The 12319-nt window shown below is 56.1% G+C and carries 10 protein-coding genes; 4 read left to right on the plus strand and 6 right to left on the minus strand.

Features of this window, described 5'->3' with window-relative positions; genetic code table 11:
- Positions 1-52: 52 nt before the first annotated feature.
- Positions 53-1783, minus strand: a complete 1731-nt coding sequence (gene argS / locus ACJ8HA_RS03875) for an arginine--tRNA ligase (RefSeq protein ID WP_025303138.1) — start codon at positions 1781-1783, stop codon at positions 53-55.
- A gap of 829 nt (positions 1784-2612) precedes the next feature.
- Between argS and ACJ8HA_RS03880 the strand changes: the two genes are divergently transcribed.
- Entirely contained in the window at positions 2613-3179 is a 567-nt protein-coding gene (locus tag ACJ8HA_RS03880) for a VOC family protein (RefSeq protein WP_025303137.1), read from the plus strand.
- Here the strand turns inward: ACJ8HA_RS03880 and ACJ8HA_RS03885 are convergent.
- Entirely contained in the window at positions 3176-4324 is a 1149-nt protein-coding gene (locus tag ACJ8HA_RS03885; RefSeq protein WP_149570489.1) for a MalY/PatB family protein, read from the minus strand. The two genes, ACJ8HA_RS03880 and ACJ8HA_RS03885, sit on opposite strands and share 4 nt — an antisense overlap.
- A gap of 101 nt (positions 4325-4425) precedes the next feature.
- On the opposite strand from ACJ8HA_RS03885, the gene cutC reads away from it, so the two are divergent.
- Positions 4426-5184 (plus strand): copper homeostasis protein CutC, encoded by a 759-nt coding sequence (gene cutC, locus ACJ8HA_RS03890; protein WP_043143046.1) that lies wholly within the window; start codon positions 4426-4428, stop codon positions 5182-5184.
- Positions 5185-5315: 131 nt separating this feature from the next.
- Here the strand turns inward: cutC and ACJ8HA_RS03895 are convergent, their stop codons facing one another.
- On the minus strand, positions 5316-7136 hold the full coding sequence (locus ACJ8HA_RS03895; protein ID WP_025303134.1) for a hypothetical protein: 1821 nt from the start codon (positions 7134-7136) through the stop codon (positions 5316-5318).
- 437 nt (positions 7137-7573) lie between these two features.
- On the opposite strand from ACJ8HA_RS03895, the gene ACJ8HA_RS03900 reads away from it, so the two are divergent.
- Together ACJ8HA_RS03900 and ACJ8HA_RS03905 are read left to right on the plus strand one after the other, a co-directional pair.
- Entirely contained in the window at positions 7574-7978 is a 405-nt protein-coding gene (locus ACJ8HA_RS03900) for a hypothetical protein (RefSeq protein ID WP_025303133.1), read from the plus strand.
- On the plus strand, positions 7975-10065 hold the full coding sequence (locus ACJ8HA_RS03905; RefSeq protein ID WP_089195962.1) for an FKBP-type peptidyl-prolyl cis-trans isomerase N-terminal domain-containing protein: 2091 nt from the start codon (positions 7975-7977) through the stop codon (positions 10063-10065). The genes ACJ8HA_RS03900 and ACJ8HA_RS03905 overlap by 4 nt, the downstream gene beginning before the upstream one ends.
- Positions 10066-10101: 36 nt before the next feature.
- Here ACJ8HA_RS03905 and cmoB read toward each other — a convergent pair whose 3' ends face one another.
- The 3 genes from cmoB to ACJ8HA_RS03920 all read right to left on the minus strand — a co-directional run bounded on the left by cmoB (position 10102) and on the right by ACJ8HA_RS03920 (position 12311).
- A complete protein-coding gene (cmoB, locus tag ACJ8HA_RS03910) occupies positions 10102-11073 on the minus strand; it encodes a tRNA 5-methoxyuridine(34)/uridine 5-oxyacetic acid(34) synthase CmoB (protein ID WP_025303131.1) in 972 nt (323 codons plus the stop codon).
- Complete coding sequence (gene cmoA / locus ACJ8HA_RS03915) at positions 11070-11813, minus strand: carboxy-S-adenosyl-L-methionine synthase CmoA (RefSeq protein WP_089180997.1); 744 nt, start codon at positions 11811-11813, stop codon at positions 11070-11072. The genes cmoB and cmoA overlap by 4 nt, the downstream gene beginning before the upstream one ends.
- 102 nt (positions 11814-11915) lie before the next feature.
- Positions 11916-12311 carry an MAPEG family protein gene (locus ACJ8HA_RS03920; protein WP_004932387.1) on the minus strand — a complete coding sequence of 132 codons (396 nt, stop codon included), beginning with the start codon at positions 12309-12311 and terminating at the stop codon, positions 11916-11918.
- Positions 12312-12319: the final 8 nt, after the last annotated feature.

Here is a 12319-nt window from a genome sequence, read left to right on the forward strand (position 1 = left end):
AGAATAAAAAAAGGTCGCCTTGGCGACCTTTTTGCTTTCCGCGCAGTGCGGTTTACATACGTTCGACGGTTTCGATGCCGAGCGTGTCCAGACCCGTTTTCAGCGTTTTAGAGGTCAGCAGCGCCAGCTTCAGGCGGCTCTGACGCGCTTCTTCGCTGTCGGCGTTGAGGATCTGGCAGTGCTCGTAGAAACCGGAGAACAAGCCCGCCAGATCGTACAGGTAGCTGCACATGACGTGCGGCGTGCCTTCACGTGCAACGGTAGTGAGCACCTCTTCGAACTGCAGCAGGCGAGTGGCCAGTGCAATTTCACGCTCTTCGGTCAGTGTCAGCGGCAGCGTCAGGCTGCTTTCGTCGATCCCGGCGCGTTTGAATACCGATGCCACGCGGGTATAGGCGTATTGCATATAAGGCGCGGTATTGCCTTCGAAGGCCAGCATGTTATCCCAGTCGAAAACATAGTCGGTGGTGCGGCTTTTCGACAGATCGGCGTATTTCACCGCGCCGATGCCGACCACGCGGGCCACGGTCTTCATTTCCTCTTCCGGCATGTCCGGGTTTTTGCCGGCGATCAGCTGTTCGGCGCGTTCGATGGCCTCATCCAGCAGATCGGAGAGCTTCACGGTGCCGCCTGAGCGGGTTTTGAACGGCTTGCCGTCTTTGCCCAGCATCATGCCGAACATGTGGTGTTCCAGCGAGACGGACTCAGGCACGTAACCGGCTTTGCGCACGATGGTCCAGGCCTGCATCAGGTGCTGATGCTGGCGGGAGTCGATGTAATACAGCACGCGGTTGGCGCCCAGGGTCTCGTAGCGATATTTGGCGCAGGCGATATCGGTGGTGGTGTAGAGGTAGCCGCCATCCTTTTTCTGGATGATGACGCCCATCGGGTCGCCGTCCTTGTTCTTGTATTCGTCGAGGAACACCACGGTGGCGCCTTCGCTTTCCACCGCCAGCCCTTTGGCTTTCAGATCGGCGACGATGCCCGGCAGCATCGCGTTATACAGGCTTTCGCCCATCACGTCGTCTTCGGTCAGCGTGACGTTCAGGCGGTTATAGGTCAGCTGGTTTTGCGCCATGGTGATGTCGACCAGCTTGCGCCACATTTTCAGGCAGTACTGATCGCCGCCCTGTAGCTTCACGACGTAAGCGCGCGCGCGCTCGGCGAACTCGGCGTCTTCGTCGTAATGTTTCTTGGCTTCGCGATAAAACTGCTCGAGATCGGACAGGCCCATATCGCTGGCGTTTTCATTCTGCATTTTTTCCAGGTAGGCAATCAGCATGCCGAACTGGGTGCCCCAGTCGCCGACGTGGTTGGCACGGATCACTTTGTGGCCCAGAAACTCCTGGGTACGTGCCGCGGCGTCGCCGATGATGGTGGAGCGCAGATGGCCGACGTGCATCTCTTTCGCCACGTTCGGCGCAGAGTAGTCGATAACGATGGTTTGCGGTTCAACCGGGGCAATGCCCAGCTTCGGTGCATTCAGCACCTGGTCGGCCTGGCGGGCGACCCAGTCGCTGTTCAGGAAAATGTTGATAAAGCCGGGACCGGCGATTTCCACTTTACTGGCGACATCGCCGAGATCCAGCAGTTGCACCACTTTTTCCGCCAGCTGACGGGGCGGCATGCCCAGCTTTTTGGCGACTGACATCACGCCGTTGGCCTGGTAATCACCAAACTGCGCCTTGGCGGAAGGGCGGACCTGCGCTTCGCAATCGGCTGGCGCACCAGCGGCAATCAGCGCCTGGCTGACTTTATCTGAAAGAAGAACCTGAATATTCACCGGGTTACCTTAATGACGAACGAGGAGCTGAAGCCAGCCCCTGCGGGATTCAACGGTGGCGGGCGCGACGGGCGACCTCCACAAAACAGCCTGCAATTGTAACCGATCTGACGGAGCCCGTCAGCAGTTGGCGCGGCCGCTGCGATGAAACAGTTGTCGGGTGCGGCGCGTAGAATGCCTGAAGGTGAAAAGCAGAATGACCTGACCAGAATGTACGGAGGGGAGAGTTATGAGGCTAACGCTTTTTATTGTGACGCCTGGCATCCAGCGTGTTGGTGCGGCGTGATTTAAAATGACGGTAGATGGCGTATACGGCGATAATTATCAACACCAAGGAAATCGTCAGCAATAACATAATGATCATCTCGAATTTAAATTTTCTCCAAAGTAGCTGAGTTGTACTGGTGAATCAATTGTCCGAGGTTAAATTAAGATAATCCTTAGTTTTTTATTAATTATTGAATTTTATTGTCTTTGTTTACAATGGGTTGATTGTTGTTTTTTTGTGAATTTGATAAGTGGATAAAGTGTGATTAAATGAAGCGATTCAATCGGTTTAACCCGCGAATCACGAATGGTTTTGTGAAAAATAACTTAAATCATAACGTCATGATGAAGGGTTATAATGGCTTGCGAAAATTCTTAATTTTTATTTTTCTGTTGACTTAATAAGCTGCCTTCTTAATAAAAAGTTGGTTTTTTGCTCTCTCTGCACGCAACCAAAAATCATTCTGAATGACTGCTGAAAACCCTCTCAACGCTGGCGAGCGCTGTCGCCACCGTGTAAATTACGGCGTTTAACTTTGTGCTCCGTTGTTTTGAGGTTCCTATGACCACTCCCTTGCAGGCCATTGCCGAGCTTGACGATCTGAAGCTCGACCTGCCGCGTTTCGAGCAGGCGTTGCAACAATTTGCCGCCAGATTGCGGCTTGATCTGTCTGCCTTTATCGCCGATCACATCTCCCTGCGTTGTCACCAGAACGCTACCGCCGAACGCTGGCGCCAGGGATTGATGCAGTGTGGGACACTGCTGTCCGAATCGATGATCAACGGGCGGCCTATCTGTTTGTTTGATTTACAGCAGCCGCTGGCCGTGGGGCCGTGGCGCATAGATTGCGTCGAGCTGCCGTACCCCGGGGAGAAACGCTATCCGCATGAAGGGTGGGAACATGTTGAATTGGTGCTCAGCGGCGATCCGCAGACGCTGCATGCACGGGCGTTGAGTCACCTTGCTGATGAAGCGTTGTTGGCGCCGGGGATCAAGCTGAAGCAAAGTTCGCCAAAAGGCGAAGGCGAACGGCTGCCGAACCCGACGCTGGCCATCACCGATGGAACGGTTACGATCAAGTTTCATCCTTATTCCATTAGAGACATCGTCGCCAGCGAACAAGGCTAGCCAGCCAGTGCCGCACAGGCTTGCGCCATGCGATCGAGCGCTTCATCGAGCAGGGCCCGCCGGCAACCGAAGTTCAGCCGTACAAAGCGCCGATCGCCGAAATCCAAACCGGCGCTTAACCCAACGCCTGCGCGCTCGAAGAACTGATGCGGGTTATCCACCGGCAAAGCGCTGCAGTCGATCCAGGCCAAATAGGTGGCTTCGATCGGTAACAACGTCAATCCCGGCATAGCGTTGATGCGCTCTGTCAACCGATCGCGATTGGCGCGCAGATAAATTAATTGCTCATCCAGCCAGGGTTGCCCGTATTGATAGGCCGCCTGGGCGGCGACCAGCGCCAGCAGATTAACCTCCGGGACAATGCCGCTGCGTGCGCGTTTCAGCTTTTGTCTCAACGCTTCGTTGGGGACGATCGCCATCGAGGCGCCGAGCCCGGCGAGATTGAATGTCTTTGACGGTGACATCAGCGTCACGCTGCGTTGGGCCGCATCTTCATTCAGGGTGGCGAAAGGGATGTGTCGCACGCCGGGTTCAAGTAGCAGCTCGCAGTGGATTTCATCGGAGCAGACGATTAAATCGTGCTCGCGAGCGAACTGATGGTGCTGCAACAGTTCATCCCGGCGATAAACGGTGCCTCCGGGATTTTGCGGGTTGCACAGCAGCAGGAGCTTCTCGTTGCCGCTGAGCTGCCCATGCAGCGCGGAAAAATCCAGCACCCAACGTTGGTTTGCCGCCGTTAGCGGCACCGAGAGGTGTTTACGCCCCGCGAATTTGGCCGCTTTGCGAAACGGCGGATAAATGGGAGAGGGAGCCAGCGTGCTCTGATGTTCTTCGGTGCAGGCGCGCACGCACAGGTTCAGGCCGCACACCAACCCAGGCAAGAAAATGATCCATTCAGGCTTGATGTGCCAACCGTAGCGCTCTACCATGCGGCGGATAAAAACCTCAAGAAGATCAGGGGATGGGTGGGTGTAGCCGAATACGCCGTGCGCTACGCGCCGCTGCAAGGCTTCTATCACCGCCGGCGACGAGGCGAAATCGCTGTCGGCGACCCAAAGCGGGAGGATGTCGCGGCCGCGATATTTATCCCACTTAACGCTGTCACTGTGACTGCGGTCTACCCATTGATCAAAATTGAATGCCATAGTTACAACCCTGAACCGGTTTATGCCTATGCATGAGCCTACGTGAGAAATGAAGAAATGAACAATTGCCGCCGTATGTTGGCCGTTATCTGGGGGTGACAATGATAAAACTGGAAGTTTGTTGCTTTAGCGTCGACTGTGCGCTGACGGCCGAACGGGCGGGCGCCGATCGCATCGAGTTGTGCGCCAGCCAGAGCGAAGGGGGATTGACGCCGAGCTATGGCACGCTGCGTCTGGCGCGCGAGCGGGTTGCGATCCCGGTGCATCCGATCGTTCGCCCTCGCGGTGGTGATTTTTGCTACGGCGCGGTGGATTTCGAGGTGATCAAGCAAGATATCCGCCACATCCGCGAGATGGGATTCCCCGGCGTAGTGGTAGGCATGTTGGACGAAGAAGGGCACATCGATCTGCCGCGCATGCGCGAAGTGATGAGGCTGTGCGAGGGGATGGCGGTGACGTTCCACCGCGCGTTCGACATGTGCCAGAATCCGATGGTGGCGCTGGAGCAACTGACTGAGCTGGGCGTGGCGCGCATTCTGACCTCCGGCCAACAGCAGAGCGCCGAACTTGGCCTGCCGTTGCTGCGTGATTTGCGTCAGGCCAGCCAGGGCCCGGTGATCATGGCGGGTGCCGGTGTGCGCCTCAGCAATCTGCACAAGTTCGTCGATATCGGCCTGCATGAACTGCACAGCTCTTCCGGCCATCTAGCGCCGTCGACCATGCGTTATCGCAAGGCGGGTGTCACCATGTGCTCCGATAACGAGTTTGACGAATTTAGCCATTATTGCGTGGATGGCGAAATGGTGGAGGCGATGAAAAACGCGCTGGCCTTGGTTGATCCCCTGGCGCAAAGCGCATAAACACGCAGCTAACCGTGTTTGATAACCGGTTTCCGGGCCGTAAGACCCCTTTGCGTGTCACCGAGCCCTCGGCGATCACGCAAGTACCAGGCCCCGGCGTTTTGCCGGGGCTTTTTTTATTTTGCGGATGATTAGTGCTGTGCATCGGGCGAGAAGTTGAAGACTTCGCCCGGAGTAATGCCGCAGTTTAAAACGCGCACCGCATTATTGCCACTTCCGGGATTGACCAGGATATCGTGGATAGTGCGATTGTTGTTCATGACAAAACGCGCGTAGTAGAGGTTGCCGATGCGTATCCAGGGAATCGCTTCATTGCTCTCGACAGTGTCGGTATAATTATCGTTGTACGAGCGGGCCCAAATGCCAGTCGAAGCTTGCGCGGTAGATTGATCGCCGATAGAGGATGCGATGGCCCAGAATGTTCTCAATCCCATGCTCCGATGAATACGTTGACCCAAACCTTTATAAGCCGGGTTGTCTCCATTGGCGGTCAGGATATTGCTATCCGCCGTCAGATTCCCGTCAATAAACCAGCCAACAGGCTGTTTGTCAGCACCGATGGCGATCATGTTGCTGTTCGTCAAACAATTTAGCGGAGCCGCATGTAGCTGATAGCTGCGTTGCGCAATGCTCAGTGTGCCTCTAAGAATGTTGTAACCCGCTTCATTGTTCAGACTGCCGTTCGTCCACATTGGCATGACGGTGTTGCTGAATGAAAGTTGATACCCGCCGTTCGCTTCGAAGCGAATGGCCTGAGGGGAGAGTGAACCCTTCGGCCCATTAGCGGTAGCGAAGTTAACATTGCTGATTTGCACTGGGGTGATATTTGATTGGCCAGTAGACTTTCTTAATACCAGGAACCCTCCAACGGTATCACCATAGTCATTAATATAAGAACCGTTGGCGATTTGAATATTGGCGGAGGAATCCGAGTCGATATCAATTCCGGTACCATTTCTGTCTGCCATGAAATTGCTCAGGCTAAGGCCGCCTAAATAGGAGGTTCCTTGTGTTGTAGTTTTGATAAAGATCTTTTTGCCATAAGAGAACACATTCACCATAAACGTATTGTCGTGGCGATCGAGATTGAAAGCACAAGAACCGGCTACGGCGATAGAGGCAGTCACCGCGTTTTCTGTCGGGCGCACGACGTTGGCATTGACGTGAACATTGGTAAATCTGTTGATGTCCCTGCTTTCATAAACCCTGTAGTCGCAGCGTACTGCCCAACCGTAGATATTCTCAAAGCTGTTGGCTTCTCCACGAGCTTCAACAAAATCATAGGCGCCTACATAACGGCAGTTGGCGACTGACAGAGCGCCGGTTGCGGTAATGGTGGCTCCGTATGGAACAAACGCCTCCGGCTGGGTGGCAGTATATTTCTGATCTGGATAGAGGAACGACCAACCATCAAAGACAACGTTCTTATCGCAGGCGAAACAAACCGTACCTGCCGGCTTTTTGATGATGAAAGCACTATCGTCAGCAAGGCCTGCCCGATTAGGGCCATTGTTTGTAAGACTTGCAGGGCCTTGAGCAATACCGCGGCGGGATCCTCTGACTGTGACGCCATTTGCGACGTTGATAGGTTGAGTGCTGGTCAGCAGATATTGAGCATTTCCCGAAGCATAGACCACTTTGTTTTTTAAACTCGCGGCATAGTTTAATGTCGCGCTGATTGCTGCGTCAGAGGCGGAAGTGCCACTAGGATCGGCACCGAAGTGATCGAAAGTCAGTTTCTGATCCAGTCGTTTCCAGCGCGCTCCTCCCGTTGTAACCACCACGGTACCGTTATTGTCCGCACTGGTTGTATCCGTTTTCGCATAATAGAATTCGCCGCCTCCGGTGAAGTGTCCAGCGGTGTGAGAAACTAAAAAGACAATCTGGTCATCTGTAACTGGCGTCAGATTACGCAATTCACTGATGTTATTAACACTAATCATATTGTTCATGAAATTTCTCCTGTTGGTTGGCAACACTATTCTCAATCAGGCTGGACGTTTCAAAAAGTCGATGAGGTTTGCTGGGTGCTGATACAGCGTGAAGTTCAGGCCGCGGAAAGTGGAGCATGGATTGGCCTGGTACCTTGTAAAGACGCAGCACCGTTTCAACGCTGTTATTCGGTCGGCGGCCCCATCTCTTCTTGCGCTCGCTATGCCCTGCTGATAAATTTGTGAGTTAAAATCCTTTAAATATCATGATATTAAATGATTTTTTGGTATTTATTTGCGTGGTGAATGATTTGCGCTCTGCCGCTCATTATCGCGTCTGCATTTTATACCTGCTCACCGCCGGTTTTATGGCCGGAACATCACAGCATCAATTGAGGAGAGCCGTCGGCGCAGCCACAGAGCACGCCGACGGCGGACTTTACAAGGAGATAACGATAATGACCCGAACGGCACACTGTTTGACCGCTGCGCTTTTGCTGACGTTGGCCCTGACCGGCTGCCAGACCGCCAAGCGGCCTGTTTCTACATTAAGTAAGCCGCCCAGCGCGGAAGAAGTTGCCGAGCAAGACAAACGGCAGCGTGAAGCTGAGCGCATGCAGCAGTGCCAGCGCGAACTGGATGCCATGCGCGGTATGGATAACGAAAAATACCAAAAATTCAAACGCGAGTTCGATACTTTGATGGGCGGCGCGGCGCAGTATGCCGGGGTACGCCAGCGGGTCAACACGGGCACGCAGGAAACCGTTGACGCCCTGTATCGTTATCGCACCAGCCGTCTGTGCGCAGACATCAGTTCTGCCATGATGACCGGCCTGGCTGAGCGCGGAGAACGCGCCCAATGACTCTCCGTGCGAGAAAGGCGCTACTGAGCCTGATGATAGCGTTGGCGTTTGCGCCGGCGGTGGTCGCTGCGGATGACGACGTGCCGGCGTTATTGCAGTTTGCCGAGCGCTATCAGCGGCAAGATGCACCGGCAGCGGATACCGCAGTCACTCAATCCCAGGCCCCACAAAAGTCAGCATCCCGGCCGGTTCAAACGCGTGAGACGGCGGCGCATAAGAAGCAGCTGGCGCAGTGGCAAAAGGCGCTGCGCGAGAAAGAGGCCCGATTGGAGCAACAGCAGGCGGTAATTCAATCACTGCAGCAGGAGCTGACCGCGTTGCGCGTCGCGTCCACCCTGACGGCCGCCGACAAACCGTCACCGGCGCCCGATCTGAGCGCGTTGAGCAACTTCGCCAGCGGCGTGCGGCAGGCGCTGAACCTGACGCCGCAGGAGCGTAAGGCTCAGGCGCAGATCGCCGAAACGCAAGCGGCGTTAGCGCGGCAAAAGCAACAAACCGCGGAGCGCGATCGGCGTATTGCCTTGCTGGAACAACGGCTGGCGGTGCTGCCTGGCCAGGCGGATAACGCCTGGCAGGAGAAATTGGGCGCGGTGCAGACCGCCCACGATAAAGCGCGCCAACGTTATGAGCAGGATAAAAAAGCGGCCGCCGCTGAGCTGGAACAGCAGAAGGCCGAGGCTGCCAGGCTGACGGGCGAACTGCAGCAGCAGTTGGCGAAACTGCAAAAAGAGCAGGTGGATCAACGGCAGCAGGGGGGGCAGCAAGAGCAAAGCCTGAAGACGGCGCTGGCGCAGCAAAAGGCCGAAACCGCCAAGGCTGCGGGTGAACTTCAGCAGCAGCTGGCGCAGGTGCAAAAAGAGAGGGATATCGTACGCCAACAGGCCGAGCGGCAAGAAAAAAGCCTGAAGACGGCGCTGGCGCAGCAAAAGGCGGAAGCCGCCAAGGCTGCGGGTGAACTTCAACAGCAGCTGGCGCAGGTGCAAAAAGAGAGGGATATCGTACGCCAACAGGCCGAGCAGCAAGAAAAAAGCCTGAAGACGGCGCTGGCGCAGCAAAAGGTCGAAGCCGCCAAGGCTGCGGCTGAACTTCAGCAGCAGCTGACTCAGCTGCAGAAAGAGCGTGATGGTCAACGCCAACAGGCTGAGCAACAAGAGCAAAACCTGAAGACGGCGCTGGCGCAGCAAAAGGCCGAGGCCGCCAAAGCGACGGCTGAACTTCAGCAGCAGTTGGCAACGCTGCAGGGAAAAAACAAAACGCAAACCGAGCAGGCTAAGGCGCTGGAACAGCGTCTGGCGGCGCTGACGACGGAAAACGCGCAGACAGTGCAGCTACGGAATAAAGCGGCGCAACAGGCGGATAAAACGGCGACGGAGCTGGCGGCCGCGCAACAGGCACAGCAAGCCTTGCGCGAGGAACTGGATGGGCTGAGATCGCGGGCTAAATGGCTGCCGGAGAGTCAGACGCTCAAGAAAAAGCCGGAGCAACAGAGCTACGCCGCCGGTGTCGCTTTGGGGCGCGATATTCAAACGATGCTGGCGGAACGTAAAAATTGGGGTATCACGCCCGACAAAACCGTGCTGCTGGCGGGCGTGATCGATACCTTCAGCGGCCATTACCAGTTGAGCGATGCGCAGTTGACCAGCGCACTGGCGGAGTCGGAAAAAGCGGTAAATGACGCCAGAAACCAGGCGGCGAAGACGCAGACCAGCAAGGGTGAGGCGTTCGTCGCCGAGTTTAAAAAGAAGAAGGGTACGCAGAAGTCGCCTGCCGGTTTCTGGTATCGCATCGATTATGCGGGTGATGAGGCCATTAAGGAAAACGCGCGGGTGGACATCGTGGTGAAAGAAAGTTTAACCGACGGTCGCGTGATTCAGGATATGGATCGTAGTGGGAAGGTGATGTCCCAGCCGCTCTCCGCCTATCCGCCGTTGTTCCGCGAGGCGATCGGCCACCTGAAAAATCACGGCTCGCTGACGATGGTGGTGCCGCCGGCGTTGGCGTACGGTGAAACCGGCTATGCGCCGCAGATCCCGCCGAACGCGACGATGGTCTATGAGCTGCGAATTGTCGATGTCAGTAACGGGTGAATTCGGGCCGGCGCAGGCCGGCCCGATTAGCGAGTACTAGGGTTTTTTGGCGGTCAGTACGGCGCGCAGGGGCGCCGGATAGCCTTCGACCGTTTTGCTGCGATCGTTCGGATCGAGGAATTCGGCCAGCGACTCGCTGGTCATCCAGTCGGTGCGGCGCTGCTCCTCGAGGCTAGTGACGCACATATCGGCGATCTTCACGTCGACGAAGCCACACTTCTCCAGCCAGCATTTCAGCGCTTCGGCGGAAGGGATGAAATACACGTTGCGCATCTGCGCATAACGATCGCCCGGCACCAGCACCTGGTGGCGATCGCCTTCCACCACCAGCGTTTCCAGCACCAGTTCACCTTCAGCCACCAGCTGATTTTTCAGCTGATACAGATGATCAAGCGGCGAGCGGCGGTGATACAGCACCCCCATCGAGAACACGGTGTCGAACGCCGCCAAATCTGGCAACTGCTCGATGCCGAGCGGCAGCAGGTGGGCGCGCTGATCGCCGCCCAACAGCTTGCGCACCGCTTCGAACTGGCATAGGAACAGCTGCATGGGATCGATGCCTACGGCGAAGTGGGCACCGGCGCCGATCATGCGCCACAGGTGATAACCACTGCCGCAGCCAACGTCGAGAATGGTGCGGCCGGCCAGCGGAGAAATGTGCGGCAGCACACGATCCCACTTCCAGTCGGAATGCCATTCGGTATCGATATCGATGCCATACAGCGAGAACGGCCCTTTACGCCACGGCATCAGGGTGCGCAGCATTTTCTCGATGCCTTCGAGCTGGCCCGGCGACAGGCCGGGCTCCATTTCGGCGCGCACGCCGTGCAGCAGATCGAGGCGGGTTGGGGTCAGCGTCGGCAAATGTTCTACCGAGTTGAACCACTGTTTGAATTTGCCGTGCAGCGATTCACGTTGCCAGGCGCTGAGCTGCGCGGGCAGGGTATCCAACCAATGGCTGAGGGGACTCTTGGCAATATGCTGATAGAAATCACCGAACTCAATCATTGTGCCTCTCCCGCTTTCAGGGCGATCAGCGAACCGAAGTTGAAGCACTGGAACCACACTTCGGCATGCTCGAACCCGGCCTGTTGCAGTCGCGCTTTGTGCGCTTCTACCGAGTCGGTGAGCATCACATTTTCCAGCATGCTGCGTTTTTGGCTGATCTCCAGCTCGCTGTACCCGTTAGCGCGTTTGAAATCGTGATGCATGTTGAACAGCAGTTCGCCGACTTCGGCGTCTTCAAAGCTGAATTTCTCCGACAGCACCAGTGCGCCGCCTGGGCGCAGGCCGCGATAGATTTTCTCCAGCAGACGCAGGCGATCGGCCGGCTCGAGGAACTGCAGCGTAAAGTTCAGCACCACCATCGAGGCGTTTTCGATGTCGATGTCGCGAATGTCGGCTTCGATGACGTCGACCGGCGTGTCGGCGCGGAAGGCGTCGATATGGCGGCGGCAACGTTCCACCATCGCCGGCGAATTGTCGACGGCGATGATAGTGCAGCCAGGCACCTTGATATTCCGCCGCATCGACAGCGTCGCCGCGCCCAGCGAGCAGCCCAAGTCATACACCCGGCTGTCGGGTTGCACAAAGCGTTCGGCTAGCATGCCGATCATCGAGATGATGTTGGAATAGCCGGGAACGGAGCGTTGGATCATGTCGGGAAACACTTCGGCGACGCGTTCGTCGAAGGTCCAGTCGCCCAGTTTGGCGATGGGGGCGGAGAAAAGGGTATCGCGGTTTGGCATAGCGGCAAATCAGTTCAGAATTCGAAGCTGCGTAGTCTAACAGAAAAGCGTAAAAAAGCGGAGCGGAAGCAGGCGGCGCGGCCGCCTGATGATAAAACGGGATCAATGCAGGCTGAAAATTAGATCCCAGGGCAGATAGAAGATATTTGCCAGAACCATCAACAACAAAGAGATATAGGTCGCGGCCATGCCTGAACGACGCCAGCGAACCTCGCGGTTGCGCAAACCGTAGTAATGCACCAGTCGCCCGGCCATCAGCATCAGGCCGCAAAGGTGAATCATCCAGATTTCCGCGCCGTTCATCTCCATGATCACCAGCAATACGGCAGCGATAGGAATGTATTCAACGGCGTTGCCATGCACGCGGATGGCGGTCTGCAATTCGTAAAAACCGCCGTCGCCGTAGGCTACGCGGTACTGCATCCTTAATCTGACTACGTCATAAGAGAGTTTGATCAACAACAATGCGCCGAGCACTACATAAAGCGCGCTTACCATTTTTAACT

It is taken from the genome of Serratia sp. CY33802 (assembly GCF_052169095.1).
GTDB lineage: Bacteria > Pseudomonadota > Gammaproteobacteria > Enterobacterales > Enterobacteriaceae > Serratia > Serratia bockelmannii.

Coding starts and splice junctions, on each gene's coding strand:
- ACJ8HA_RS03880 (WP_025303137.1), top strand. CDS start 2,613: ATGACCACTCCCTTGCAGGCCATTGCCGAGCTTGACGATCTGAAGCTC.
- ACJ8HA_RS03885 (WP_149570489.1), bottom strand. CDS start 4,324: ATGGCATTCAATTTTGATCAATGGGTAGACCGCAGTCACAGTGACAGC.
- cutC (WP_043143046.1), top strand. CDS start 4,426: ATGATAAAACTGGAAGTTTGTTGCTTTAGCGTCGACTGTGCGCTGACG.
- ACJ8HA_RS03895 (WP_025303134.1), bottom strand. CDS start 7,136: ATGAACAATATGATTAGTGTTAATAACATCAGTGAATTGCGTAATCTG.
- ACJ8HA_RS03900 (WP_025303133.1), top strand. CDS start 7,574: ATGACCCGAACGGCACACTGTTTGACCGCTGCGCTTTTGCTGACGTTG.
- ACJ8HA_RS03905 (WP_089195962.1), top strand. CDS start 7,975: ATGACTCTCCGTGCGAGAAAGGCGCTACTGAGCCTGATGATAGCGTTG.
- cmoB (WP_025303131.1), bottom strand. CDS start 11,073: ATGATTGAGTTCGGTGATTTCTATCAGCATATTGCCAAGAGTCCCCTC.
- cmoA (WP_089180997.1), bottom strand. CDS start 11,813: ATGCCAAACCGCGATACCCTTTTCTCCGCCCCCATCGCCAAACTGGGC.
- ACJ8HA_RS03920 (WP_004932387.1), bottom strand. CDS start 12,311: ATGGTAAGCGCGCTTTATGTAGTGCTCGGCGCATTGTTGTTGATCAAA.